Below are 24,812 nucleotides of genomic sequence, written 5' to 3'. Positions count from 1 at the left end.
GGGGAGTGTTCGCAGCCAGGTGTCAGGGGACCACCTCGATCAGGGGGCAGGACGGCACCTCGCCGGCCTCGAAGGCCGCGAGATCGAATTCGAGCTGGTCGGTGTCGAAGCGGACCGGCACGTCGAAGCGGAAGCCGGCCGTGATGGGGCTGCCGGGCGGAGGAGCGGCGGCGAACGCGACGAGGCCGGTCGCCGGGTCTAGCGACCAACCGGACACGACCTCGTCTCCCGAGACCGCGATGCGGACGCTGCCCGCGACCGGCTTCGCGATGACGCGCCGATATGGCGAGAAACTGCCGCCATAGGTCTTGGCGAGCTGGAAAGCCGTCGTCGTCCCGTCGCCCGTCCCGATCGGCTGGTCGGCCGGTGACGGCGCCAGCGAGGGCGCGCAGGAGCGTTCGTCCGCCCGGTCGCGGAAGCGGAAGCCGACCAGCCGGCCGCGCCGCTCCTCGAAGAAGGCGATGACCGCGTGCAGCGCATCGAGCGTGCGGATGCCGAGACCGGCATCGTAGCGCCGGCGCGAATCCGCCCAGCGGGCGTTCCGGTGCTCCCGCCCCGAGGCGAGCGTCACGATCTCCGTCAGCCGGACCGGGCCGCCGCGCGAGCCCCGGGCGATGTCGGTCGGAAACAGGATCTCGTGGAAATCGGCAGGCATGGCGGCCTCGTGCGATAAGCGGTCAGAGCGCGCGGCGGCCGCGGGCGACGGCGCGGGCGAGAGCCGCCGCGATCTGCGCCTCCGAGCCCCTGAAGCTCGGAAGGTCGGCGGCCTGGATCGTGACGTGCACCTGCGGCGCGGCTCCACCGCCCGCCTGCACGCCGAGCCGGCCATCCGGCCCGCGCGCCAGCGGCATGATGGCCTCCGCCCCGCGCTCGCCCATCAGGCCGAGCCGTCCCCGCATCGGAAAATAGGTCGGCGCGGCGATGATCCCGCCCTCGGCGAAGGGCTGCACGGTCCCGCCGGCCACGACGCCGCCCCGACCGAAGGGAAGGAGCCCGCCGAAGCCGATCGAACCGAGCGAGGAGACCAGCGACTGCGCCGCACCTTTCAGCAGGGTCTCGAAGGCGGAGGATGCGCCGGAGCCGAGGCCGCGCGCGAGGGTCGAGGCGAGCGTGGCACCGATCCGGTCGAGCACGCTCGACAAGTCGCGTCCGGACGAGGTTCCCGCCGAGAGCGCACCGGAGAGGGTCGAGCCGAACCGCTGCGCGAGCCGGTCCAGCGTCTCGAGCTGCCGCGCCTGCTTCTCGAAGCTGCGGAGGGTGTCCTGCTGATCCATCGATTGATCCGCCATGTTCGTGTCCCCGGAGGCCGATCGAAAACTCCCACCCTCCTCATCCCGAGGAGCTTCGCGCATGCTTCGAGGCCGGCCTTTGGCCGGCACCTCAGCATGAGGAATGGAGACGTTTCCGGTTCTCAGTCAGCGTCTTGTCGATGCATCGGGATAGGCGCTCATCAGCGCCGCGAGGTCGTGCCCGCGCATCGGATCGGAAGACGGGAGCGATGCCCCCATCGCAGCGGCGATCTCGCGCGGCGTCGCGCGCCACAGCATATCCGGCGTCCAAAGCAGCCGGCCGAGTGCGAAGGCGAGGATCTCGTCCCAGGGGAAGGCCCGACGATCCCCGTCCGCGCTCAGGCCGGCAGCGTAGGGTCCGCCGGGGCGCCCTCGCCCGGACCTCCGAAGGTCGCATCGAGAAGCGCGGCCACCGCCGCGGCGATCTCGGCCAGGCTGCCTGCGATCGGCATCGCCTCGACCTCCTCGTCGGAGATCGGATGGCCGCCGCCCCTCAGGCCTGCCCCGAGGAGCCGGACGAGGTCGCGCGCCGCGAGGCGGCCGCTGGCGAAGCGGGCGGCGAGCGCGCTCAGATCCTCGACCCCGAACCCGTGTTCGAGTTCGGCGAGACCTCCGAGCGTGAGGCAGAGCCGATAGCGCTCGCCCGCGATCACGGCCGCGACCTCGCCGCGCCGACGGTTGATCATGAGATGCCTCCTGGGGAGAGCGCGAGGGATCGGGTGGCGACGGCTCAAGCTGCCGTGAAGGTCAGCGCACCGGCGGATTCGAGAGCCATGTCGAAGGTCACCTCCCCGGCATGGTCGCCTCGGTAGTCGAGGCTCGCGATCTGGAACGGTCCCTCGACGGTGCCGAAATCCGGCACCACGATCTGCAGCGTCTCGATCGCCCCGTCGAAGAAGAGGCTGCGCATCCGCGCATCCGACGAGGCGTCCCGGAAGACGCCGGATCCCGAGATCGAGGCCCGCCGCATCCCGGCTCCGGCCAGGAGCTCGCGCCAGCGGCCGGCGGAATCGGCGTTCGTCACGTCCACGGTCTCGGCGTTGAAGCCGAGCTGCCGGGTCCGGAGCCCCGCGACCGTCGTGAACCCGCCCGCTCCGTCCGCGAGCCTGATGAGGAGATCCTTGCCCTTCTGTGCGGCCATGGTCGTGTCCTTGTGATGCGGATCGCTCAGGCGACCTCCGTCACGGCCCGCAGCCGGATCGTGACGAGGATGGTGTCGCTGTCCGGGTCGCGCTCGGTTTCGATCGCGGTCACGGTCAGCGAGACGAGGCGGTGCCCCGGGAGCGGTGGCGATGAATCATCGAGCAGGGCGACCAGGCGATCGGCGGCCTTGAGCGCGCTCGCCGCGCTGCCGGGCCTAGCCCAGACGCGGATCGCGATCTCCTGCTCGTGGCCGCGCTCCGTGGAGGACGAGGCATCGCGAAGGACGACGTCGCCGAAGGTCGCATGGGCCGGAGCGCCGCCACGCGGCGCCTCGTCGTGGATGGCGCGGTCCATCAGGGCCGCCAGGGGCGCGTCGGCGAGGCAAAGCGCGCGGATCGCCGCCCGAAGCGGCAGAATGGGAGAACTCATCCGGCGATCTCCTCGACCAGGCAGACCGTCGAGCGCCGCCTCCCGTCGGGATCGGAGGCGCTCCTGATGCGGAAGCGGCGCGTGCCGAGCGTGAGGCGCCTGTCGGGCGTGAGATCGTCCCGGAAGGCGAAGGTCACGCGATGGGTGGCAGCCGCTTCGGCCCGGTCGGCCCGGATTCGCTCCATCGTGCTGAGGAGCGCGATCGCGCCCCAGAGGCGGGGGCCGGGCTGGTAGCTGCGGATCACTCCGCCGAACCCGTCAGGTGTCTCCTGCGGCACCTCGAGCGTGAAGCGGCGCCCTCGCGCGCCGATTTCGGGCCGGGCGCTCATGCGAGCCTCGTCCGGCGAAACGGGGCGATCAGCGCGAGGGCGTCGGCCGGCAGGCTCGGGACCTGGGCCGGACGGGGATCGGCGGCCGAGGGATCGCCGCGATGCTCGAACCAATAGGCGGCCAGACGCCGGATCGCGAGGATCAGCGGCTCAGGCACCGCGCCGGGCGCCGAACCGTAGCCGCAGACGACGTCGATCTCGATCCGGCCCGTCGGCGCGAGATCCGGCGCCTCGGACGAGACCACGAGCCGGGCCGGATCGACGCTCGTGTCGAGGCGGTAGAGGGTGTCCGGCAGGACGTCGGGCGTCGCGCCGGCCTCCACGGCGACGCGGATCTCCGCGATCCCGATCACGGGATGGAACGGCAGCAGCCTGACCACGCGATCGGCCGGCCAGGCAGGCAGCGTCCAGCGCCACGTCTGCTCGATCAGCATGATCTTCGCCAGGCGCTCGACGGTGAGCCGACCGGCCGCGACCAGCGCCGCGACGAGATCGTCCTCGTCGTCCCCGTCGAGGCGGAGATAGGCCTTCATCCCGGCGAGCGGGATCGGCTCGACGGCCGGGCCGGCGAGACGTATCGGGTTCATGCGATGTCTCCGGAACGAGCGGGCCGCGCCCGCCTCAATCGATGCCTGGTTCTGTGCCTCGGCGCCCTGGCGCTGCTGCTCGCGCCCGCGTCGGCGCGGGCGGTGGTCGGCGGCTCCGAGGATGCCGGCCCGCTCTCGCGCGCGAGCGTGATGGTGCTGTCCTCGCGCGGCGGGATCTGTTCGGGCGTCGTCCTCGCGCCGGACGTCGTGCTGACGGCCGGCCATTGCGCCTCGGGCGCCGGGCAATACCGGGTCCATTATCGCGGCCCCGGCGGCGAGCCGGTTCTCGCGGAACCGGCCGAGATCGCCGTCCATCAGGGCTATGTCCGCGGTGCCGAGAGATCCCGGCGGCGGTCGGTCGATCTCGCCCTGATCCGGCTTTCGGAGCCGCTGCCGGCGCGGTTCGGCGCGGCAACGCTTTCCGCCGCGATCCCGCCGGCCGGGACCGCGATCACGCTCGGCGGCTACGGCATCGCCCGAGAGGGCGACGGCCGGTCGAGCGGCACGTTCAGGACGGCCGCGTTGACGACCATCCAGCCGCACGGGCCCGGCAGGATCCTGATCTGGGCCAAGGCCATCGACGGCCCGGCCGGGGCCTGCGGCGGCGATTCGGGCGGCCCGATCGCCGGCTCCGGCGGAGCCGTCGTCGCGATCACCGGCTGGGCCGGGGGCGGAGGCAAGACGCGCTGCGGCGAGCTGACCCAGGGCACGCTTGTCGGTCCGCAACGGCACTGGATCGATTCGATCCTGTCCCGCTGGGGCCGCCAGGCCGCCTGGCGCTGACCCGACGCTCGTCGGTCCGGGGCGAGCCGCGCCCGCCTAGCCTTCGCGGCCCCGCTCTGGCAAAGCTTCGCGGCCATGCTTCGATTCCGCTCGCTCCGCGGCCTCGCGATTCTGCCGGCCGTCATAGCCCTGCTCGTCGCCGTCGCACCGGTTCCGGCGCGGGCCATCTCCGGCGGCAGCGTCGCGCGGGATCCCCATGGGATCCGCTCCTCCGTCGTCCAGATCGAGAGTTCCAGAGGCGAACTCTGCACCGGCGCGGTCATCGCGCCCGATCTCATCCTCACGGCGGCGCATTGCGTCCTGCAGCGGGCCAGCTACCGCGTGGTCGTGGTGGACCGCCGCTTCCGGCGCCACTCGATCCGCGCCGTCGCGGCGGCGATGCATCCGAGCTTCGTCGCCGGCACGACGCCCCGCAACCAGCCGGGCACCGATCTCGCCATCCTGAAGCTCGAGGGCTCTCTCGGCCCGGAATTCACGCCACTCGATCCGCGCTACGCGACGCAGGTCGCCCCCGGCGAGATCGTCAACCTCGCCGGGTTCGGCCTCACCGCCGAGCGGCACCGCAGATCGGCGCGCGTTCTCCGGCAGGCTCCGCTGGTCACGCTCGGCACGCTCGAAGTCGCGAACCGGGTTCTGCTCATGGCCGACCGCCGCCGCCTCGCCCAGACCCCGGGAGCCGGTGCCTGCCGCGGCGATTCGGGCGGCCCGATCGTGCGCGGAGGACCCGGCAACTACCAGCTCCTCGGGATCGTGAGCTGGTCGAGCGGGGCACGCAGGACGCGCGTCGCGACCGCCTGCGGCGGCCTCACCGCCGTCACGCCCGTCGCCGAACACAGGGATTGGATCGCCCGGCGATCCTACGACCTGCGACGGTTCGTCGACGAGCGCAGGGGCGCCAGCGCCTATGACTGGGTCGCCCGGTAGATCGCAGGCAGCGATCAGGCCGCGAATTTCAGCAGCTTGATCGCGTCGTAATCCTGCACCCCGCCGCCGACGCGCTTCGTCGTGTAGAACAGGACGTAGGGCTTGGCGGAATAGGGGTCTCGCAGGATCCGGATGCCGGCCCGGTCGACGACGAGATATCCGCGTCGGAAATCGCCGAAGGCGATCGAGAGGCTGCCCGTTGCGATGTTCGGCATGTCCTCGGCCTCGACGACCGGGAACGACATCAGCGTCGCCGGCTGGCCCGCGGCGCCCGGCGGTTGCCAGAGATAGGCGCCGCTCTCGTCCTTCAGCTTGCGCACGGCGCTCTGCGTCCGCCGGTTCATGACGAACGTCGCATTCTGGCGATAGCCGGCCTTGAGCGCATAGACGAGGTCGACGAGGCAATCGGCCGGGTCGGTCGCGGCGAAGGCGCCGGCGGCGCCCGTCTCGACGAAGCCGAGGCTGCCCCAGGCCCATGCGGTTTCGTCGACCGTCGTCGAGGCGAGGAAGCCCTTGGGCTTGTTGATGCCGTCGCCGCTGACGAAAGCCGCCCCCTCCTGGGTGGCGAAAGCCGTCTCGACCTCGCTCGCCAGCCAGTCGTCGATATTGACGATGGCATCGTCGAGCAGCGTCTGCGTCGCCGCCGGCATGGCGTAGAGCTCCATGGCCGGGAAGGAGAGTTCGGCGAGGGTCGGGCTCGCGGTCTGGGGCCGGGCCGCGGTCTCGCCGACCCAGCCCGTCGCCGGTCCTGCGGTCGAGAAGGCGCGCTTGTACTGGCCCGACGAGATCACACGGACCGAGGCGATGGCGCGGATCGGCGAGATTGCCGCGAGACGCGACAGCACCTCCTTCTCGACGGCCGTCGGAACGAGATAGCCGCCATCGGGGCCGGAGCCGGCCGACAGGGCCTTCGCTTCGAGCGTCTTGAGCCCGGCCGCCTCGCCGGAGCGGACATAGAGGTCGAAGGCGCTCTTGTGCTCGGCCGCCGTCGGGTCGCGGCGCTCAGGCGTGCCGCCGAGGACGGGGCGCCGGCTGTCGAGCTGAACCCTGTCGAGACGCCGCTGCGCGTCGTCGAGGGCACGGTCGATACGGGCGAGCTTCTCCTCCGTCACGACATCCGGCGCGAGCCGGGTCTCGATCTGCGCGAGGCGCTCGTCATTGGCCTCGCGGAAGGCGTCGAAGGTGCGCGCGAACTCGTCGAAGGCCTGCGCCACCTCGGCCGAGGCGGAGGGGGCATTCTTGGTCTCGGGGGCAGCGGCGTGGAGGCTGGTATCCATGGTCATCGCGTCCTTGCTGAAGCGGCGGCGAGAGCCGCGGGTTGGGAGAGCCGGCGTGCGGCCCGGCGGATGGCGAGCGTGAGCGGCGCGCCGCCTGGCGGAGGCGGCCGCGCCTCGACGCGGGCGCCGGGGAGCATCGGGAAGGTGACGAGCGAGATCTCCCACAGGTCGACGCGGATCAGGCGGCGGAGACCGCGTGCCCGGTCGCGATCCGCCTCGACGACCCGGAAGCCGATCGACAGGCCGTCGACCGCCCCCTCCCGAAGGAGAGCGGCGATCTCGCGCGCCCGGCCGACGGCGGGGTTGAGACGGCCACGGACCCTGAGGCCGCGCCGATCCTCCGCGACGGAGAGCCAGCGGCCGATCGGCTCGGCCGGATCGTGCTGCCAGAGCATGCGGATGCCGGCCGGTCCGCGCCGTCCGAGGCTCTCGGCGAAGGCGCCGCGCAGAACGATGTCGCGGCCGAGATCGGGGATGTCGAAGAGGCTCGCATAGCCCTCGAACTCCATGTCGCCCGAGAGGACGAGGCCCGGATCGCCGAGGAGCTTGACCTCGAGATGCGGGCCGGCCCGTGCATGCCGGTCGCGCTCGAAGGCGCGGCGTTCGCTCATGTCGGTTCTCCGCTCGGATGGGGATCGGTGCGCGGCGCGCGGCGGCCGTAGCCAACCGCCTCTCGCCGCTCGTCGTCGTCGAGGAAGCTCGCCGCCCCGAGCCGGCGCCACAGCGACTCGCGCTCGAGGGCGAGCGCCTCGATCGCGTCGAGGTCGGGCTCGAGCCGGAACCCGTCGCCGAAGGCCGGGCCGAGCCACTGGACCACCGCCTCCGCCGTTCGCCGCACGAGCGGGATCACGGTCTGTCGGTAGAAGGAGCGGTTGGCCTCCGCGTAATTGGCATAGGTGTTGTCGCCCGGCAGCCCGAGCAGCAGCGGCGGCACGCCGAAAGCGAGCGCGATCTCCCGCGCGGCGCCGTTCTTGGCCTCGATGAAGTCCATGTCCTTCGGCGAGAGCGACAGCGGCTTCCAGTCGAGCCCGCCCTCCAGCAGGAGCGGCCGCCCGGCATTGGCGGCGCCCTGGTAGCTCGTCTCCAGTTCGCCCTTCAGCCTGTCGAACTGCGCATCCGAAAGGGCCGTCCCGGCGGGTCCGACGAAGACGAGCGCGCCCGAGGGCCGCGCCGCATTGTCGAGCAGCGCCTTGTTCCAGGCCCCGGCCGCGTTGTGGATGTCGAGCGCCACGGCCGCCGCCTCCATGGGCGAGAGGCCGTAATGGTCGTCGAGCGGATGGAAGAGCGTCAGATGCAGGATCGGCGGCGGCCCCTGCCCCGCCTGGTCGAAACGGAGGGTCCGGCTTCCCGCGCGGTAATCGTAGGCGACCGGCCAGCCGTCCTCGCCCGCGACCACCTGCATCCGGTCCGGGCGCAGGTTGTGGAGTTCGCGAGGCTCCCCCTCCAGCGCGGAGGCATGGAGATAGGCGTTGCCGGAGATCAGGAGATGCCCGTAGGCCCCTTCCAGGAAGCGCGTCCCGCTCTCGCGGGCATTCGGCCGCAACAGGAGGGACGCGATCGGATGATCGGCCAGTTCGCGGCCGTCCCGCGTCAGCGTGAGCGGGATCGAGGCAGCCGATTCGGCGACGAGCCGCACGGCCCGATGCACCACCGCGTTGCGCTGGAACCCCTCGCGCGCGAGCGCCGCGTAGTCCCGCTCCGTCCAGACCGGCCGGCCGGTCATGTAGACGGCCAGGGACCCGCCGAGCGGCGGCGCGGCCTTCGCCTCGGACCCGGGCGGCGGGCGAGCGCCGGCGAGGCCGAGCCAGGACAGGATCGGATGAGGCATGGCAGGGTCCTGACGAGAAGAGGGTCCTGAAACGAAAAGACCCGGCGGAAGCCGGGCCTGTCGGAGTTCGATCGGTGTCGTCGAAGGCGACCTAGAGCATCCGCAGCCGCGGCTCGGCCTTCGGTCGCAGCATCAGGTCGGAGAGCGCCCAGACGAGCGCGTCGAGCCGATCCGGCGAGCGGCCCGAGGAGAGGCCGCCGGCGCTGAAATCGACCATCTCGTCCTCCAGTGCCGGGACGGCGCCGACATGGCGCACCCTGCCCTGCTCGTAGAGAAGCGCGACGGGCTCGGCCCGCAGGTACTTGCCGCGCGTCGCCCGCACGCTCACCACCGGGATGCCGGGATCGACCTCCCGGAGGATGGCCGCGACCATCTCGCCGCCCTGGTTCGCCTCGGCGACGAGCGCGTCGGCATGCCAGCGCCGATAGGCGGCCACCGCCTTCGCCGCCCATTCGGCAGGCTTCGCCCGTTCGAGCGAGGCATCGGCGAGGACATGGCCGGTCCCGGCTTCGTCAGTTCCCGCGACGACGATGCCGCAGGCATCGGCGCGCAGGCCCGACGAAGCGGGCGGATCGACCGCCACCACGATCCGGACGAGATCCGGTGCCGCGGCGATCCGCACCGCCTCGATCCCGTTGCGGCTCCAGAGCGCGTCCTGGCGCTCCTCGATCATCTCGCCGTCGAGCTCCTGCCGCCCGAGCCGCGTGCCGGCATAGAGACCGACGACGTGCTGCAGGAAGGCCGGGGCGAGATGCTTCGCATTCTCCTGTGTCGTCATGCGGCTCACGATCGTCCGCCGGTCGGCCAGGAGCCGCTTCAGCAGGGGGATCGGACGAGGCGTCGTCGTCACGACCTGACGGGGCTCGCGCCCGAGCCTCAGGCCGAATTGCAGCATGTCCCAGGTCTCGTCGGGATGGCGCCACTTGGCGAGTTCGTCGGCCCAGGCCGCACCGAATTGGGGGCCGCGGAGCCCGTCGGGATCCTCCGACGAGAAGCTGTGCGCGATCGCGCCGTTCGGCCATTCGAGGCGGCGCAGGCTCGGCAGCCAGGCAAGCCGCTCGCGCCGCAGCGCATGGATCGCGAGAAGGCCCGATGGCCCCTCGATCATCACGTCGCGAACCGCCGCATGCGTTTCTCCGACGAGCGCGATCCGGCCCGCCGCGGGCTCCAGGAAGCCGGGCTGCCCCAAGGCCGCGCCGCGGATCCACTCGGCTCCGGTGCGAGTCTTGCCCGCGCCGCGCCCGCCGAGAAGGAGCCAGGTCGTCCAGGCTCCATCCTCGGGCGGGATCTGGTTCGGATGAGAGAGGATGTGCCAGAGCTCGAGAAGACGTTCGGCTTCGCGCCGCGTCAGCTCAAGCGCCTCGATCCCGCTCCCCTGCTCGGCTTTCGTCCCATAGGCGTTCGAGATGCCGACGAAGCTCGTCGCGCAGCTCGGCAAGGCTGCGCGCGGGCGGTCCGGCATCGTCCTCACGATCCTTTTCGATTTCGGCCATGTAGGCCCGGATGAGGGAGAGCGCCCGGGCATAATGCCCGACGGTGCGCGCCGTCCGCTCCGGCTCGTCGTCGGTCCCGGCCAGGGCTGCCCGTTCATAGGCCGCGATGCGGCTGGCGATGAAGCGCTCCATCGACCGGCCGACCGCGAGCCGGTCGACCGGCTTGTCGCCGTCGGCAGCGCAGGACGTGACGGAGCGTGGTCTATCGGCCTCCCGCCGACGGTCGCTCGCGCGGCGCACACTCCGCTCGCTCACGCCGAGGTCGAAGGCGAGGGTCGCCTTCGGCACGACGGTGCGCCGGTCGAGCAGCCGCGTCCGATGCTCCGCTGGAGCGGTCGGCCGGGGGCCGTGATCTGTCATGGGACACCTGAAAGAAAGGCGACCGATCGGATCTTCCGATCGATCGCCCTGCGGAGGCAGCGGGACCGCCTCGACGCAATTCGTCAGCGTTCGTGATGTCTAGCCGACGAGCGCGACGGTGTCAAGGATTATTTTCCTCGAACGTCGCTAGATCCGCCCCATCAGGACCAGGATCAGGACAACCACCAGGATCAGTCCGAGACCGCCGCTCGGTCCGTAGCCCCAGCCGCGGCTGTAGCCCCAGTTCGGGATTGCGCCGATCAGCATCAGAATGAGGATGATGATGAGAATGGTGCCGAGGGTCATGCGGTCCTCCTGTGCCGGCTCTGCCGGACGGTCCTGACCCCAACTCAGTCGCGCCGCCGCGGTTTCATGCCACATTCGCCGCCGTCCGGCGAGGATTCATCCAGCCGGACAAAGAGGATACCGCCGATCAGCCGGTCACGCGGTCGAGAAGCTCCTCGAGCGTGAAGTCGTCCTCGAGGCCCGCGACCTCTCCCTGCACCGAGATTCCGGCGAGATGGACCGTCTCGGGATTGCCCGACACGAGCGGGTGCCACCAGGCCAGATCCTGCCCCTCGGCTACGAGGCGATAGGCGCAGGTGCGCGGCAACCAGGAGATCCCCGCAACCTTCTTCGGCGTCAGCTTCACGCAATCGGGCACAATGCGCTGGCGGTTCGGATAGTCGCGGCAATGGCAGCCATCCATGTCGAACAGCGTGCAGGCGACATCCGTATAATGCACCTCGCCCGTATCCTCGTCCTGCAGCTTGACGAGACAGCAACGGCCGCAGCCGTCGCACAGGCTCTCCCATTCCTCCTCGCTCATCGCGTGAAGGGATTTCTCGATCCAGAACGGCTGTGCCGCATCGGCGAGCCTCGACATGGTTAACGTTCCGTTACGAAGCAGGAATCGGCCGTGATGGGACGATGCGGCCGGGCATGCCGGTTGCGGCAGCGTGCGCATAGCACGACTCGGCCGATCCCGCGCATCTTCGCCCAAGGGGTCGCCGAAAGAGCATTTCGGAGGCTTCTTGACGACGACGGCCAGGGCCGCCCGGATTCCGGGCCGAACGACGTCGACCTTCGTCGTCGCCGCCGAAGAGGCGGCACGTCCGGTGCGTCTGATCCTCTCCATTCTCGACGAGGGCGTCACGGTTCTGTGCGCCGCGATGCTCGGCCTGCTCGTCCTGGCGCAACCCGCCTTTCGGGAGACGGGGCCGGGATGGCTGCGCAGCCTCGACCTGTCCGTGACCTTCCTCGATCGCGAGGGCAGCCCCATCGGCCGGCGCGGCATCCGGCACGACCATTCGCCCCGCCTCGCGGACCTCCCGCCGCATCTCATCGGCGCCGTCCTCGCAACCGAGGACGACCGCTTCTACCGCCACTGGGGCATCGATCCCGTCGGCCTCGTCCGCGCCCTCGTCGCCAATGCCCGGGCGGACGCGATCGTCCAGGGCGGCTCGACGATCTCCCAGCAGCTGGCGAAGAACATCTTCCTGTCGAACGAGCGGACCCTCGAGCGGAAGATCAACGAGGCCTTCCTCGCCTTTTGGCTCGAAGGCCAGCTCAGCAAGGATCAGATCCTCCAGTTCTATCTCGACCGGGCCTATATGGGCGGGGGCACCTTCGGCATCGAGGCGGCGTCCCAGTTCTACTTCGGCAAATCGGCCCGCGACGTGAGCCTGCCGGAGGCGGCGATGCTGGCCGGCCTGTTCAAGGCGCCCTCGCGCTTCGCGCCGCATCTGTCTCTCGACGCCGCGCGGCAACGGGCGGAGGCGGTGCTCGATCGCATGGTGGAGACGGGACGCATCGGCCAAGCCGAGGCGGACGCGGCGAGGCGGATGCCGGCCTCTCTGTCCGAGCGCGAGCGGTCGTGGCAGCCGGACCATTATCTCGATCGGGCCTTTCGCGAGGTCCAGCGCCTGTCGGTCCGCGGACGGCTGGGGCCGGAATCGATCCTCACCGTCACGACGACACTGGATTCCTCGCTGCAGCGCAGAGCCGAGGCGGAGGTCACCGCGGCCCTCGAAGGGGATGGGAAGCGCCTCAGGGTCGGCGAGGCGGCCTTCGTCGCGCTTCAGCCGGACGGGGCCATCCGCGCCATGGTCGGAGGGCTCGATTACGGCTCGAGCCAGTTCAACCGCGCGACCGACGCCCTGCGGCAGCCGGGCTCCTCGTTCAAGCCGCTCGTCTACGCGGCTGCGCTCGCCGGCACGAACCTGCGCCCCGGCTCGACGGTGATCGATCAGCAGATCTGCATCGGGACCTGGTGCCCCCAGAACTATTCTCGCAGCCATTACGGCGCGATCTCGCTGACGACCGCGCTGACCCACTCGCTCAACACCGTCGCCGTGCGCCTGTCGGCGGAGATCGGCCGCGTCGCCGGCGAACTGACGCTGAGCCGGCAGGCCCGCTACGGGCGCGGTCGCATCATCGCGCTGGCCCATGCGCTCGGCATCCGCTCGACCCTGCACGACACGCCGTCACTCCCGCTCGGCGCCTCCGAAGTGACCCCGATCGGACTGGTCGGAGCCTATGCCGCCTTCGCCAATGGCGGCCACCGCATCGAGCCGCATGCCGTCGTCGCGATCCGCGATGCCGGTGGCTCGCTCCTCTACGAGGCGGCCCGAAGCGCTCCGCGCCCCGCCCGCGTCCTATCCTCGGACGTCGTCGGCGACATGAACGCGATGCTCACTCGCGTGGTCGAGGCCGGAACGGCCCGACGCGCCGCCATTCCCCGCCAGATCGTCGCCGGCAAGACCGGAACCACCAGCGCCTATCGCGACGCCTGGTTCGTCGGCTTCACCGGCCATCTCGTCGCGGGGATCTGGATGGGCAACGACGATTTCAAGCCGACGCAGAGGGTGACCGGTGGCCAGTTGCCGGCCAGTGTCTGGCAGAAGGTGATGGCCTTCGCTCATCGGGACCTGCCGCAGATGGCGCTCCCGGAGACGGAGGGGATCCTCCGCCTCGCCGAGGGGCGCGGCGGCAGGATCGCCGAGATCGGCTCGTCAGGGAGTCGGCGAGGGTTCCAGGAGGTCTCCGGGCGGCGCAGCGGCTTCACGGTGGCCCGCTGAGCGCGTCGTCGATCACCCTTTCCGGCTGATCACGGACCGCTCGATCGCCCGAGGCGGCTCGCCCGCGCAGGCCGCCGCTGCGAGAGGCGGGACGCCGAGGGCGTCCAGCGCCCGGCGCGACGCGACGAGCCCCTCGATCGCCCGCTCGGTCGGCACGGCATCGTGCCCGGGCGCTTCGATGAAGAGGTGGTCCAGCGCGTAGCGATAGGCCCGCGCGCGGAAGCCCGCAGCCGCGGACACCCAGGCGACGAGGCAGCGGTTCTCGGCGACGCGGGCGCGCGCATTGCCGTCTTCCCGCACGCTCACGCCCGGCGTCGTCGCCAACGCCGCGAGGCGCGCGCGGTCGGCGGCGAGCACGCGCGAGGCGACGCGGGCGAAACCAGGCACGAGATGACGGTCGCCGGACGCATCCTCCGACAATTTGCGGTAGGACGAGACCGGGGAGCGGCCGGCCGTCTCTCGCAGGCCCCGGAAGTAGGCGGTGGGGTCAGGCTCGATCATGTCGGGCGCGAGCACCCGCGTCGCGACGAGTTCGGCGATCGCGCGGTCGAGCCAGGGCCGGGAGCGGGCGGGTACGAGGAAACGCCAGGCCCGATCCCGCAACTCCTGCTCGTCGTCGGTGAGCATGTTGGACGAGACGGGCTCGCCCCGCGATCGCGCGGCGAGCGATCCCGTGGCCTCGACGGTATCGTTCCAGACCGAGGGCTTCAGCCGGCCGAAATCGCCGCGCTCCATGCAGCCGGCAAGGCATGCGGCAACGACGGCAGACAGCGCGAGCGCGAGGCCCCGCCCGATCGATCGGAACGATGGGATCGTCCTAGCTCCGGTAGCGGGGATCGGTCGGCTTGACCGGCGGCGACGCCTCGACGCGCTCATAGCGAACGCCCGTGAACAGGAGGATCGCGCCGCGTCCGTCGGCCGCCGGGATCAGGCGCTGCCTCACACGACCGGGAGGGACCGCGAACGGTACGACCCGGCGCTCCTCCTCCAGCCGCTGCGACATGGCGAGCATTCCCACGAGAGATGGAGCCGGATTTCATCCGATTATGGTTAAGACTTCGTTTCCATCATCTTCGCGCTGCTGACGTTATCGGTTCGGTAAGCCTGACAAACCCATAACCTGATCGGAGTCCTTTCCGAGTAAGTCATGCGGCCCCGATCCGCTCCCGATCTCTCGACCCTCGCACGCCTCGCGCAGAATCCGGCTGCCGAGTTGCGGCCTCTGCTGCTGCGCGTGCAGGCTCAGACCTTCGCCGATGCCCAGCGTCGCGACGAGGCCATGGCGGCGAGCTTCGAGGCGATCGCACTCGGCCTCATCCCGCTCGTCTCGGACGACGTCGTCGCCGACATCGCCGCGATCCTCGATCCGATCCCGGACGCGCCGCGGCGCGTTCTCGGCGCTCTCGACGCTCGGCTGGGCCGGCGGGCCTCGTCCTACCGGCCGAGCGGACACGACCAGAGGCATCCGGACGGCAGGACGCCGTCGGAGGATCTGCAGGCGGTGCTGTCGCGGCAAAACCCGGCCCTCGATCTCGCGATCGCGAAGGACCAGAGCGTCGTTCTCGACGGCCGCGCGCTTTCGATCCTGGTGGACCGGGCGGTCCACCAGCGGGATCTCGCCCGCGCGCTTCTCGCGCGGCGGGAGACGGGGCGCTTCGACCGAGCCGCACTCTATCGTCACGCCGACGCGGCGACTCGCGCCTCCATCCGGCACGACCTCGCATCGGTCGGTGCGCTGTCGGCCGTTCTGCGGCCCGCGGGGCTGGGCGCCGACATCCCGGCCATCCTCGCCGCAGCCGAGATGGGCGATTTCGACTCGATCGCGGACCTCGCCGAATCCCGGCTCGGATGCGACCGGACGGCGCTCGACCTGAACGATCCGGCCGGGCGGGAGCTGTTCGCGCTGACCCTCCTCGCCCTCGGCCTCGACGATGCCGAATGCATCCGCGTCGTCATCCTGCTGGCATCCGAAGCCTCGCGATCGGTCGGCACGATGACGGAACTCGCCCAGCTCGTCCGGACGACGCCCTGGCCGGTCGCCGCGTTCCTCGCGGGACGGGATGGGCCGAGGCGCCGCTCCCGGACGCCTACCCCGGGTGGAGAACCGACCCGGGCTGCCGGGACCCTCAGAGCGGACGGCCGTTCCGATGCGGCCGGCGCGGCTCCTCGCCTCAATCCGGCCGAGCCAGTTCGAGCTCACACCGCCCAAGCCGGTCATCGATCGTAAGCCACCACAGATCCGGATCGAAGCGGAGCTCGCGCCGCATCCGCTCCTCGACCTCGAAGCCCGGCACCGCCTGGAGGATCGGGCTGAAGACGCGGCCGCCCTCCTCCCCCGAGAGCAGCGATTGCGGCGCGGGACCGTAGAGATCGACGGTGCCGTCGAGCCGGTCGACGCTGACGAAGATCGCTCCCGCCTCGGCAGCCCCGCGCCGTCTCAGGACCGCGTCGAGGCCCTCGACGCCGCAGCGGCGCAGATGGGCGGCGACCCAGAACTCCGAGGTCAGACGGGGCATCGGCTTCTCCTCCGGGGCGCGGACGCGACAACGGGCGCCGAGGCGCCCGTCATCCATCCCCCGGACCGGAGGGTTACTCGATGCTGATCCCGGAAAGCGAGGCCAATTGCCGGACGGTGCGCGGACCGAGCGTGCCCGTCACCGGAAGCTTCTTCTCCCGCTCGAAGCGTTCCAGCGCCTGCTTGGTCTGGGTGCCGAGAATGCCGTCGGAGGCGATCGGACCATAGCCGAGCTTCGCGAGCGCCTTCTGCGCCGAGGCGACCCGAGGCTGCGGACCCGCCTTGGCCTCGCTCGGCTTCGCGGGCGGCTTCGCATCCGTCGATTTCGGCTCGGGAGGCCTGGCTGGCTTCGGAGCGGGCTTGGCGGCACCCTCGGGCGATTTGAGCAAGCCGCCGATCGGGTCGCTCGACGCCGTTCGCACCGGCGCGGGCTGATCCGGCTTGGCGGCCGTCGGTGCCGGGCTCGTCGACGCGGTGGATTCCGGCCGCCGCGGCGGCTCGGGCCGGATCGAGGCCGTGGTCTTCGGGCTCGCGAAGAGCGGCGCGGGGTGGCGCGCCTTCTGCTCCATCGTCGCGTTCCAGGCGACGGCCGAGGCTCCGCCGATCACGGCCACGCTGGCGAGGACCATGCCGGGGCGCCGGGCCGCCGCGCGGGCCAGGGCCAACGCGACGAGAAGAAGACGGCCTCCTGCGCCTTTGCGGCGGGAGGGAGAGGCCGCTCTCTGCGGCGATCCACGCTGGCTCACGCGATCCTCCTCTGGGCCGGGCGGCTGACGACGCGCGGCCTTGTCTGAACGACGACAGGCTTGGCTCCCTCCGGCGCGAGGTCCGGCCGGAGGGGCAAGGTCACGGTGACGGTCGTCCCCGCTTCGGCACCGCTTTCGACGGCGATCTGCCCGTGATGGAGACCGACGATCCCGCGCACCACCGAGAGGCCGAGGCCGGTTCCCTCATGGTTCCGCCGATGCAGATCGCCTGCCTGGAAGAAGGGATCGCCGAGACGGGGGAGATCAGCCTCGGGAATGCCGATGCCCGTATCGGCAACCGTCAGCACGAGGGAACCGGACGTCGCGCCGATCGAGACGGAGACCTCGCCGCCGCGCGGCGTGAACTTCACCGCATTCGACAAGAGGTTGATCAGGATCTGGCGGCAGGCGCGCCGATCGGCCGTCACGTCCGGCAAGTCGCGGCCGACATTGCGGATGATCACGACGCCGGCCTCGTCGGCCTTGAGCTGCATCAGATCGCAGACGCTCGATGCGAGATCGCCGAAGGCGAAGGGCTCGGGCTCGAAATGGAAGTTCCCGCTTTCGATCTTGGACATGTCGAGGAGCGTGTTGACGATCTCCAAGAGGTGCAGACCCGAGGACTTGATGATCTGCGCATATTCCTTGCGCCGATCCTCGGTGACCAGGAACGGGTGGTCGGCCGACAGGAGATCGGAGAAGCCGATGATGGCGTTCAGCGGCGTGCGCAGCTCGTGCGTGACGGTCGCCAGGAAGCGCCCCTTCAGTTCGTTGGCTCGCTCGGCATCGTGCCGGGCCGCCTCAAGCTCCTTCTGGTGGCGATGGCGCGCCGACACATCTTGGAGAAAGGCGATCACCGTGCCGCCGCCGGCCGCAGCCTCCTGCACATGCAGGGCGCGGAGTTCGGCGAAGATGACGGACGAGCGCGAGGCGGCACGGTTCTCCGCGTGAAGCCTGATCTCGGCCGTGACGGCACCCGACCCGTTCGCGGCATCGCTCAAGGCCTTGAGAAAGGCCGGCCGGTCCGAGACGTGGACCCGGCCCAGCAATCCGCCTCCGACGAGCGTCGCCGGCGAGACGCCGAGCATGGCCTGCGAGGCGCTGCTCGCGCGCACCACGTCGCCGAACGCATCGTGCCAGGTGACGAGGTCGCCGACGGCCGCAAGCGGCACGGTTTCGGCCGCGGCCTCGACCGAACGGTTCTTCGACGCACGGAAGGTCATGGGAAGGAGCAGAGCGATTCCCGCAGCCAGAAGCGCCGTCAGGACCACAAGGCCTGCACCGGAAAGCGACACGGACGACCAAACGATCATGACCGCCGCCACGGCGATGCAGCCGGACAGCGCCACCGTACGAAAGCGGCGGGCGCCGCTCCGGTCCGGAAGATCGAGCACAGGCTGGATACGCACACTACCTCGCGCAACTGCGCGCCTCTCGGCTCACTCATGGAGTCTGTCAGAGCCGACTTAAATGAAAGCTAAGAGCGGGCCGAGATTTGGATGGTTGGACTTCAGGCGGAGACCAGACGAGTTCACCGCTCATCAACCATCATGTCTACAATTTGTCGATTAACCTGTCATTAATAGTTTCATTCAGAAACATTCTATCAGCATAACGAAGCTATATCCCGCCCGTTCGCAAGCGAAACGAAAGGTCCCGCTGTGCTCCGCTTCGCCCTCGGGCTCGCCATCGTCACGACCGTCTATGTCCTTTCACCGGTGCGTGAGCAGGGCAGCCTTGCCGACGATCTGTCGCGCTGGTCCCGACAAACCCGCGAGGACGCCGCGGCCTCGATCGCGAGGTCCGGCTTCGCACGGGACATCGCAGCGGAGGCGACGAAGGATCTTGCGAGGGACCTCGCCACCGGAGGTCGCCGGAACGGCCCTGCCGGACCGCCTCCCGCGACGAAGCCGGCACCCTCACCGGCCGGCTGACGCGGTTCCGGATCGGCGAGCCACTCGCCAGGCGGCTATCGGGCCCCTATATCGCAGGCTTCTCCGCAGCAGCCGCCGGACCATGCTTCCACCGATCTCCGAGATTTCCGACAATTTCGAGCTGCTCGACGATTGGGAAGACCGTTATCGGTATCTCATCGAACTCGGCCGGCTCATGCCCGACATGCCGGAGGCGGAGCACCGCGACGAGAACAAGGTCCAGGGCTGCGCGAGCCAGGTCTGGCTCCAGATGCTGCCGGAGGGCACGGGACCATCGGCGCCCGTCGCGTTCCGCGGCGATAGCGACGCGCATATCGTGAAGGGCCTCGTCGCGCTGCTCGTCGCCCTCCTCTCCGGCCGTCCGGCCGCCGAGATCGCCTCCTCCGAACCCCTCGCCTTCTTCGACCGGTTCGGGCTCGGCCAGCACCTGACGCCGCAGCGCTCGAACGGCCTCCGTGCCATGGTCGAGCGCATCCGCGCCGAGGCTGGCCGCGTCGCGGCGGCCTGAGGCTCCCCGACCTCGCTGTCTCACACCGAAGCCTCGTCCGCCGTCCAGCCCCGCAGGCCGCGTCCGGCCTCCAAACCCCTGGCCTCGCTGGAGAGGCCGTAATGGCGCGCCAGCTGCCCGAGGGCGAGCCGGACCACGATCTTGCCTGATCGCGGCGGCCAGCGCCGCTCGCGCTCGATCGTCTCGAGGCCCTTGAGGAAGCCGCAGAGGTCGAGAAGGAGATCGGACAGGTCGCCCCCGACCGCGCCGAGGGCGGCCCTCACCCGCTGACGGGCCGCGATGACCGCATCGGTCGCCGAGGCTGGGTCGCGCAACCCGCCGCCACCGATCGCGCCCTCCCAGCGGGCCGTGACGCTCGGCAGCATTCCCGCGAAGGTGAGATCGCGCCGCAGGCGCTCACCCGCCTCGAAGGCCGCGGCGTCGATCAGCGGCTCGCCGTCCCGGTCGCGTCGGCGACGAAGCCAGGCGAGCGGGCTCTCGCGGTGATTGACCGACACGCGATCGGACCCGACATCGCCCTCGACATTCGCGGCGGCGAGTTCCCGGTGCTGCGCGGCGAAGGCATCGGCGGCTCCGCCCTCCCGCCGCGCCGCGGCCCGACGGAGCCAGGCCCGCCCGGCCTCGCCGATCACGGCCCGCCCGGCGGGCCGGGACTCGACGAGATCGCGCGACAGGAGTTCCGCGAGGACCGCGTCCGGGTGCGCGCCCCGGCCGAGGGACACACCGCCGCGGGAGGCCTGAACGATCACATATCCGTCTCGCGAAGGATCCGGCCGGACCGACGCGTCCGCAGCGGCGAGCGCGGCGAGCAATCGCTCCGCCGCCTTGGAGAGGCCACCGGACGAGGCGTGGCGCGCGGAGGGCTGGACAGATCGCCGGGTCATATGTTTTCCTTTTGTTCTGCGCACATCCTCGACCCTCGACGGCGGGGCCGCCTGAGTGAATTAAGATAATATTCCTATTTCTGTCAAGTCTCGGCCATCCGGCCACCGTCGGCTCGCCGCGATCGACCGTTGATTTCGTCGGCCCGGACCATCAGAATCGCGGCTTCGATCCCCGGGCTCGCGGCCCGGCTTCTCCACCGATCCGAGGACGACCCATCATGGAGGCTCCGGCCGCCCCCGCCATTCCCGTCGGCACGCCCCCCGAGGCGCAAGCCAGGCCGAGCGCGATCACGCTGCACGGCACGGAGGTGCGCGACGATTTCGCGTGGCTCAAGGCTCCGAACTGGAAGGAGGCGCTGAAGGATCCGTTTCGGATGCCGGCCGAGATCGTCGGGCATCTCGAGCGCGAGAACGCCTATACGGCGCAGGCGCTCACGCCCCTCGCGCCGCTGCGCGAGCGGCTCGTCGCCGAGATGCGCGGGCGCATCCAGGAAGACGAGACGAGCGTGCCCTCACCGGACGGGCCCTATGCCTATTACTCGCGCTATCGCGAGGGCGGGGAATACCACCTCGTCTGCCGCACCCCGCGCGACGGCGGTGCGGAGGAAGTCCTGCTCGACGGCGACGCGGAGGGAGAGGACGAGGCCTATTTCGACCTCGGCGACGTCGCCCATTCGCCCGATCATCGCCTGCTCGCCTGGAGCGCGGACCGTAGCGGCGCCGAACTCTATGCCATCCGCGTGCGCGATCTCGCGACCGGCGCCGATCTGGACGATCTCGTCCCCAACACGACCGGCGACATCGTCTGGGCGGCGGATGCGGGCGCCTTCTTCTATGTCGAGGTCGACGACAACCATCGGCCCGTCCGCGTGAAGCGGCATCGCCTCGGCACGCCGGCGACCGACGACACGCTGGTCTACGAGGAGACGGAAGCCGGCTGGTTCGTCTCGATCGACGAGACGAGCTCGGGCCGCTTCATGACGGTCGAGGTCAGCGATCACGAAACGGGCGAGGCCTGGCTGGTCGACCTGTCGGGCGAGCCCGCTCCCCGCCTCGTCGCCAAGCGGACGCCGCTCGTCCTCTATTCGGTCGACCATCACGGCCGCGACCTCGTCATCCTGACGAATGCAGGAGGCGCGGAGGATTTCAAGATCGTCACGGCGCCGCTCGACCGGCCAGGCCGCGAGCATTGGCGCGATCTCGTCCCCCATCGACCGGGCACGATGATCCTGTCGGCGACCGCGCTCTCCCGCCACATCATCCGCATGGAGCGCGAGAACGCGCTTCCCCGCATCGTCGTCCGCGACATCTGGACGGCGGAGGAGCACGCCATCGCCTTCCCGGAGGAGGCCTATTCGCTCGGCTACGAGCCCGGCTACGAGTTCGACACGACGACGATCCGCTTCACCTATTCGTCGATGACGACGCCGAGCGAGACCTACGATTACGACGTCGTCACGCGCGAGCGCGTGCTGCGGAAGCGCCAGGAGGTGCCGAGCGGCTTCGACGGCGGCCTCTACGTCACGCGCCGCATCTTCGGCACGGCCCCGGACGGGGAGAGCGTGCCGATCTCGCTGGTCCACCGCAGGGACATCGCGCTCGACGGGTCGGCGCCCTGCCTTCTCTACGGCTACGGCTCCTACGGCTCGTCGATGCCGGCCTCCTTCCGCACCAACCTCCTGTCCCTCGTCGATCGGGGCTTCGTCTACGCCATCGCCCATATCCGCGGCGGCACCGAGAAGGGCTGGCGCTGGTATCTCGACGGCAAGCGCGAGAAGAAGCCGAACACCTTCTCGGACTTCATCGCCTGCGCGGATGCGCTGGTGGCCGAGGGCTTCACGCGGCGCGGACGCATCGTGACGCTCGGCGGATCGGCGGGCGGCATGCTCATGGGGGCGATCGCCAATATGGGCGGGGACCGTTTCGCGGGCGTCGCGGCCGAGGTGCCCTTCGTCGACGTGCTGAATACGATGCTCGACGGCGAGTTGCCGCTGACGCCGCCCGAATGGCCCGAATGGGGCAACCCGGCCGAGGACGAGGCCGCCTTCCGGACGATCCTCTCCTACTCGCCCTACGACAACGTGAGGCCGCAGCCCTATCCCGCGATCCTCGCCCTCGGCGGGCTCACCGACCCGCGCGTGACCTATTGGGAGCCGGCGAAATGGGTGGCACGGCTGCGCGCCACGATGACCGGCGGCGGGCCCGTCTTCCTGCGCATCAACATGGAGGCCGGCCACGGCGGCGCCGCGGGTCGCTTCGACCGGCTGGAGGAGGTGGCGCTGATCTATGCCTTCGCCATCCAGGCCGTGGGCACGGGCTGGGCAGCGGAAGCCTAGCTACCCCTCTCGCCGCCCGACGAGACGAAGCTGCGCAACTCCTCGAGCGAGGCGAAGCGGCGCAATCCGGCCGGCGTCGAGGCGTCGATCGAGCCGTCGGAGAACATCGTGTAGGCGTTGCCGCCGGATTCGTACTGGCCGACCACGACCCGCTCGGCCTCCGGCGGGCGCGGGGCGGCGGGCGGCTTCGGCGCGGGCGGCTCGGCGGCGGGCTGGAAGGCAGGGCGCAGTCCGAGATCGGCAGACGGTTCGGGCTTGCTCTTCCGCACGGGCTCAGGTTCGGGCTCCTCGTCGTCCTCGGCCGCCATCTGCTCGAGGGCCAGCTGCTCGGCCGTCATCTCGCCGATGCTGGCCAGACGATCGCGCAGGCCGACGATCTCGTACCGGATGCGGCCGAGGCGCTGTGCGAGCAGCGCCGCGCCGAGGAGCAGCGTGCCGCCCGTCGCGACGACGCTGCCGGCGATCACCATCGTCCAGCCCCGCTCGACCTGGATGATCGTGGAGCCGAGATAGGTCGCATAGAGGCCGGTCGCCATCATCGCGAGCGACAGCATGCAGAGAAGAACGACCATGGCTGGACCGAGGGCTTACTGAAGTCGCTGGACCATAGACCATTTTCGGCGCGGCGGGAGCCGGAGCGAGGCCGAAAAAGCGGGACGAGGTGAACATCGCCAGGCGCTCCGACGTACCGGCATCGCCTTGGCAACCCCGGCGCCCGTCGCTAAGTCGGGGTGAGGTCCGAGCGGTCGGAACCAACGGCCGGCCGCCGGATTCACCGCGCTCTAGTCCAAGGAGAGCTCCATGACCTTCACGCTTCCCGACCTGCCCTACGCCTACGACGCGCTCCAGCCCTACATGTCCAAGGAGACGCTGGAATTCCATCACGACAAGCACCACAAGGCCTATGTCGACACGGGCAACAACCTGCTGAAGGGCTCGGAACTCGAGGGCAAGAGCGTCGAGGAGATCGTCAAGGCGAGCTACGGCAAGAACCAGCCGCTCTTCAACAATGCCGGCCAGCACTACAACCACATCCATTTCTGGCAGTGGATGAAGCCGAATGGCGGCGGCGCGATCCCGGGCTCCATCGAGAAGCGCATCGAATCCGACCTCGGCGGCGTAGAGAAGTTCAAGGCGGACTTCGTCCAGGCCGGCATCGGCCAGTTCGGCTCGGGCTGGGCCTGGCTCGCGGTGAAGAACGGCAAGCTCGAGATCATGAAGACCCCGAACGGCGAGAACCCGCTCGTGCACGGCGCGGAGCCGATCCTCGGCGTCGATGTGTGGGAGCATTCCTACTACATCGACTACCGCAACCGCCGGCCCGACTATCTGAAGGCCTTCATCGAGAACCTCGTCAACTGGGAGCATGTCGAGGAGATGCTCTCGAAGACGGCGTAACCGGAACGCCTGCGCTCGCTTCTCCCCTTGCGGGGAGAAGCTCATCCTCGGGCCTGGCCCGAGGACCGAACCTGCGCATCAGCGCAACGGAATGAAGCGCCGAAGGCGCGTCTCGAGACGACCGACGCCCCAGCCCGAGCGTCGTCAGACGGAAGGCCGCGGCACCAGCCTCAGCCCCCGCCGGTCCAGCAGTTCCGCGAAGGCAGGCGAGGAGAGGTAGACGAATTCCGCCACCCGCGCAGCCGCGATCTCGTCGCCGTCATCTCCGCTCGTCCGGCCCGGATGGCACATGACGAGAGGCTCCGGCCCCAGGGCCGACAGATGCCGCTCCATATCTGGCCCGTTCGGCCGAGCGGGATCGAACGGCGAATAGCCTGAAAAGCCGTCGTTCGTCTCGAAGCCCGAGCGCGCGGCCTCCCGGCGGAACCCGAGCGCGAGCCCGTGCACGAGCAGCGCCTTCGGCCCCGCGATGCGCCGGGCCATGATCGATGCGAGACGATCCGAGGAATCGCGCAGCCAGACCCGACCCGCCCATCCGCGCCGCGCCAAAGCGGCGAGCAGCAGCCGACGGATGCCCGGCAGGATCTGGACGTGCTGATGACCGTCGACGAAATCGGGCTCCCGCCCCCTCTCCTCGCAGAACCGATCGAGCTGACGCTCGATCTCGGCCGCGATCTCGTCCTGCGGCAGCCGGCCGGACAAGGCGAGGCGCATGACGGTGCCGAGAGCCGGCATCGCCCCGTCCGGCGCGAATCGCGGCATCGTCCCCAGCGGCCGTCCCCAGCTCAGCGTCAGGTGGAGGCCGATCCCGATCCGGCCTTCGACCGTTACGAGATCGCGCGCCGCGTGTGGCCAATCGGGCGCGTTCGTCATGCAGGAGGTCGCGGAGATGCGACCGGCATCGGCGAGCGCGAGAATGCCCTCGCTCACACCCTCGTTCATGCCGTAGTCATCGGCGCAGAGCACGAC

At 70.3% G+C, this 24,812-nt stretch carries 31 protein-coding genes; 8 read left to right on the top strand and 23 right to left on the bottom strand.

Features of this window, described 5'->3' with window-relative positions:
* Window positions 1-22: 22 nt before the first annotated feature.
* From EV668_RS17095 to EV668_RS17060, 8 genes are all read right to left on the bottom strand, one after another.
* Window positions 23-655 carry a DUF2460 domain-containing protein gene (locus EV668_RS17095; RefSeq protein ID WP_133772298.1) on the bottom strand — a complete coding sequence of 211 codons (633 nt, stop codon included), beginning with the start codon at window positions 653-655 and terminating at the stop codon, window positions 23-25.
* Window positions 656-677: 22 nt separating this feature from the next.
* Complete coding sequence (locus EV668_RS17090) at window positions 678-1,289, bottom strand: phage tail tape measure protein (protein WP_133772296.1); 612 nt, start codon at window positions 1,287-1,289, stop codon at window positions 678-680.
* 126 nt (window positions 1,290-1,415) lie between these two features.
* Window positions 1,416-1,631 carry a phage tail assembly chaperone gene (locus tag EV668_RS25610; protein WP_133772974.1) on the bottom strand — a complete coding sequence of 72 codons (216 nt, stop codon included), beginning with the start codon at window positions 1,629-1,631 and terminating at the stop codon, window positions 1,416-1,418.
* On the bottom strand, window positions 1,628-1,975 hold the full coding sequence (locus tag EV668_RS17080; RefSeq protein WP_133772294.1) for a gene transfer agent family protein: 348 nt from the start codon (window positions 1,973-1,975) through the stop codon (window positions 1,628-1,630). The genes EV668_RS25610 and EV668_RS17080 overlap by 4 nt, the downstream gene beginning before the upstream one ends.
* A gap of 44 nt (window positions 1,976-2,019) precedes the next feature.
* Window positions 2,020-2,430, bottom strand: coding sequence for a phage major tail protein, TP901-1 family (locus EV668_RS17075; RefSeq protein WP_133772292.1), 411 nt, complete (start codon window positions 2,428-2,430; stop codon window positions 2,020-2,022).
* 26 nt (window positions 2,431-2,456) lie between these two features.
* The gene (locus tag EV668_RS17070; RefSeq protein WP_133772290.1) at window positions 2,457-2,861 is read right to left on the bottom strand and encodes a DUF3168 domain-containing protein; all 405 of its coding nucleotides are present in this window, start codon (window positions 2,859-2,861) and stop codon (window positions 2,457-2,459) included.
* Complete coding sequence (locus EV668_RS17065; RefSeq protein ID WP_133772288.1) at window positions 2,858-3,190, bottom strand: phage head closure protein; 333 nt, start codon at window positions 3,188-3,190, stop codon at window positions 2,858-2,860. The genes EV668_RS17070 and EV668_RS17065 overlap by 4 nt, the downstream gene beginning before the upstream one ends.
* Window positions 3,187-3,777, bottom strand: coding sequence for a head-tail connector protein (locus EV668_RS17060; RefSeq protein WP_133772286.1), 591 nt, complete (start codon window positions 3,775-3,777; stop codon window positions 3,187-3,189). Before EV668_RS17060 ends, EV668_RS17065 begins: the two co-directional genes overlap by 4 nt.
* Before the next feature lie 3 nt (window positions 3,778-3,780).
* Between EV668_RS17060 and EV668_RS17055 the strand changes: the two genes are divergently transcribed.
* The gene (locus EV668_RS17055) at window positions 3,781-4,560 is read left to right on the top strand and encodes a S1 family peptidase (RefSeq protein ID WP_133772283.1); all 780 of its coding nucleotides are present in this window, start codon (window positions 3,781-3,783) and stop codon (window positions 4,558-4,560) included.
* A gap of 75 nt (window positions 4,561-4,635) precedes the next feature.
* Window positions 4,636-5,484 (top strand): S1 family peptidase, encoded by an 849-nt coding sequence (locus EV668_RS17050; protein ID WP_133772281.1) that lies wholly within the window; start codon window positions 4,636-4,638, stop codon window positions 5,482-5,484.
* A 14-nt stretch (window positions 5,485-5,498) separates the two neighbouring features.
* Here the strand turns inward: EV668_RS17050 and EV668_RS17045 are convergent, their stop codons facing one another.
* The 7 genes from EV668_RS17045 to EV668_RS17015 form a co-directional block, all read right to left on the bottom strand.
* Entirely contained in the window at window positions 5,499-6,767 is a 1,269-nt protein-coding gene (locus EV668_RS17045; protein ID WP_425359633.1) for a phage major capsid protein, read from the bottom strand.
* Window positions 6,764-7,270 carry an HK97 family phage prohead protease gene (locus EV668_RS17040; protein ID WP_133772970.1) on the bottom strand — a complete coding sequence of 169 codons (507 nt, stop codon included), beginning with the start codon at window positions 7,268-7,270 and terminating at the stop codon, window positions 6,764-6,766. Before EV668_RS17040 ends, EV668_RS17045 begins: the two co-directional genes overlap by 4 nt.
* A 98-nt stretch (window positions 7,271-7,368) precedes the next feature.
* Window positions 7,369-8,589 (bottom strand): phage portal protein, encoded by a 1,221-nt coding sequence (locus EV668_RS17035; RefSeq protein ID WP_133772280.1) that lies wholly within the window; start codon window positions 8,587-8,589, stop codon window positions 7,369-7,371.
* A gap of 91 nt (window positions 8,590-8,680) precedes the next feature.
* Window positions 8,681-10,051: a DNA-packaging protein gene (locus EV668_RS17030; protein ID WP_133772278.1), complete on the bottom strand. Its 1,371-nt coding sequence runs from the start codon at window positions 10,049-10,051 to the stop codon at window positions 8,681-8,683.
* Complete coding sequence (locus EV668_RS17025; RefSeq protein ID WP_133772276.1) at window positions 9,942-10,442, bottom strand: hypothetical protein; 501 nt, start codon at window positions 10,440-10,442, stop codon at window positions 9,942-9,944. Before EV668_RS17025 ends, EV668_RS17030 begins: the two co-directional genes overlap by 110 nt.
* Before the next feature lie 147 nt (window positions 10,443-10,589).
* Complete coding sequence (locus EV668_RS17020; RefSeq protein WP_133772274.1) at window positions 10,590-10,748, bottom strand: DUF3309 family protein; 159 nt, start codon at window positions 10,746-10,748, stop codon at window positions 10,590-10,592.
* Between the two features lie 127 nt (window positions 10,749-10,875).
* Entirely contained in the window at window positions 10,876-11,328 is a 453-nt protein-coding gene (locus EV668_RS17015; protein ID WP_133772272.1) for a YcgN family cysteine cluster protein, read from the bottom strand.
* A gap of 148 nt (window positions 11,329-11,476) precedes the next feature.
* Between EV668_RS17015 and EV668_RS17010 the strand changes: the two genes are divergently transcribed.
* Window positions 11,477-13,522 (top strand): transglycosylase domain-containing protein, encoded by a 2,046-nt coding sequence (locus EV668_RS17010; RefSeq protein ID WP_133772270.1) that lies wholly within the window; start codon window positions 11,477-11,479, stop codon window positions 13,520-13,522.
* Window positions 13,523-13,534: 12 nt separating this feature from the next.
* Here EV668_RS17010 and EV668_RS17005 read toward each other — a convergent pair whose 3' ends face one another.
* Both EV668_RS17005 and EV668_RS17000 read right to left on the bottom strand, forming a co-directional pair.
* On the bottom strand, window positions 13,535-14,257 hold the full coding sequence (locus tag EV668_RS17005) for a hypothetical protein (RefSeq protein ID WP_133772268.1): 723 nt from the start codon (window positions 14,255-14,257) through the stop codon (window positions 13,535-13,537).
* 82 nt (window positions 14,258-14,339) lie between these two features.
* Complete coding sequence (locus tag EV668_RS17000; protein ID WP_133772266.1) at window positions 14,340-14,525, bottom strand: hypothetical protein; 186 nt, start codon at window positions 14,523-14,525, stop codon at window positions 14,340-14,342.
* A gap of 144 nt (window positions 14,526-14,669) precedes the next feature.
* Here EV668_RS17000 and EV668_RS16995 point away from each other — a divergent pair, with 144 nt between their 5' ends.
* On the top strand, window positions 14,670-15,749 hold the full coding sequence (locus EV668_RS16995) for a hypothetical protein (protein ID WP_133772264.1): 1,080 nt from the start codon (window positions 14,670-14,672) through the stop codon (window positions 15,747-15,749).
* On the opposite strand, the gene EV668_RS16990 is transcribed toward EV668_RS16995, so the two are convergent.
* The 3 genes from EV668_RS16990 to EV668_RS16980 all read right to left on the bottom strand — a co-directional run bounded on the left by EV668_RS16990 (window position 15,694) and on the right by EV668_RS16980 (window position 18,192).
* Window positions 15,694-16,038: a DUF1491 family protein gene (locus EV668_RS16990; RefSeq protein WP_133772262.1), complete on the bottom strand. Its 345-nt coding sequence runs from the start codon at window positions 16,036-16,038 to the stop codon at window positions 15,694-15,696. The two genes, EV668_RS16995 and EV668_RS16990, sit on opposite strands and share 56 nt — an antisense overlap.
* Window positions 16,039-16,111: 73 nt before the next feature.
* Window positions 16,112-16,783, bottom strand: a complete 672-nt coding sequence (locus tag EV668_RS16985) for a peptidoglycan-binding domain-containing protein (protein ID WP_133772260.1) — start codon at window positions 16,781-16,783, stop codon at window positions 16,112-16,114.
* The gene (locus tag EV668_RS16980; RefSeq protein ID WP_133772259.1) at window positions 16,780-18,192 is read right to left on the bottom strand and encodes a sensor histidine kinase; all 1,413 of its coding nucleotides are present in this window, start codon (window positions 18,190-18,192) and stop codon (window positions 16,780-16,782) included. The genes EV668_RS16985 and EV668_RS16980 overlap by 4 nt, the downstream gene beginning before the upstream one ends.
* 252 nt (window positions 18,193-18,444) lie before the next feature.
* Here EV668_RS16980 and EV668_RS16975 point away from each other — a divergent pair, with 252 nt between their 5' ends.
* Both EV668_RS16975 and EV668_RS16970 read left to right on the top strand, forming a co-directional pair.
* On the top strand, window positions 18,445-18,717 hold the full coding sequence (locus EV668_RS16975) for a hypothetical protein (protein ID WP_133772257.1): 273 nt from the start codon (window positions 18,445-18,447) through the stop codon (window positions 18,715-18,717).
* 82 nt (window positions 18,718-18,799) lie between these two features.
* Complete coding sequence (locus EV668_RS16970) at window positions 18,800-19,225, top strand: SufE family protein (protein ID WP_133772255.1); 426 nt, start codon at window positions 18,800-18,802, stop codon at window positions 19,223-19,225.
* Between the two features lie 20 nt (window positions 19,226-19,245).
* Here the strand turns inward: EV668_RS16970 and EV668_RS16965 are convergent, their stop codons facing one another.
* On the bottom strand, window positions 19,246-20,109 hold the full coding sequence (locus tag EV668_RS16965; protein ID WP_133772253.1) for a DUF6456 domain-containing protein: 864 nt from the start codon (window positions 20,107-20,109) through the stop codon (window positions 19,246-19,248).
* A 218-nt stretch (window positions 20,110-20,327) separates the two neighbouring features.
* Here EV668_RS16965 and EV668_RS16960 point away from each other — a divergent pair, with 218 nt between their 5' ends.
* Complete coding sequence (locus tag EV668_RS16960) at window positions 20,328-22,445, top strand: S9 family peptidase (protein WP_133772251.1); 2,118 nt, start codon at window positions 20,328-20,330, stop codon at window positions 22,443-22,445.
* Here the strand turns inward: EV668_RS16960 and EV668_RS16955 are convergent.
* A complete protein-coding gene (locus tag EV668_RS16955) occupies window positions 22,442-23,017 on the bottom strand; it encodes a hypothetical protein (RefSeq protein ID WP_133772249.1) in 576 nt (191 codons plus the stop codon). The genes EV668_RS16960 and EV668_RS16955 overlap by 4 nt on opposite strands.
* 229 nt (window positions 23,018-23,246) lie before the next feature.
* On the opposite strand from EV668_RS16955, the gene EV668_RS16950 reads away from it, so the two are divergent.
* Window positions 23,247-23,843, top strand: coding sequence for a superoxide dismutase (locus EV668_RS16950; protein WP_133772247.1), 597 nt, complete (start codon window positions 23,247-23,249; stop codon window positions 23,841-23,843).
* A 144-nt stretch (window positions 23,844-23,987) separates the two neighbouring features.
* Here the strand turns inward: EV668_RS16950 and EV668_RS16945 are convergent, their stop codons facing one another.
* Window positions 23,988-24,809 carry a ChbG/HpnK family deacetylase gene (locus tag EV668_RS16945; RefSeq protein ID WP_245513280.1) on the bottom strand — a complete coding sequence of 274 codons (822 nt, stop codon included), beginning with the start codon at window positions 24,807-24,809 and terminating at the stop codon, window positions 23,988-23,990.
* Between the last annotated feature and the right edge of the window lie 3 nt (window positions 24,810-24,812).

Origin of the sequence: Enterovirga rhinocerotis (assembly GCF_004363955.1) — a bacterium.
In the GTDB taxonomy this organism is placed as follows: Bacteria; Pseudomonadota; Alphaproteobacteria; order Rhizobiales; family Beijerinckiaceae; genus Enterovirga; species Enterovirga rhinocerotis.
This window is presented reverse-complemented; position numbering and strand designations above follow the sequence as displayed.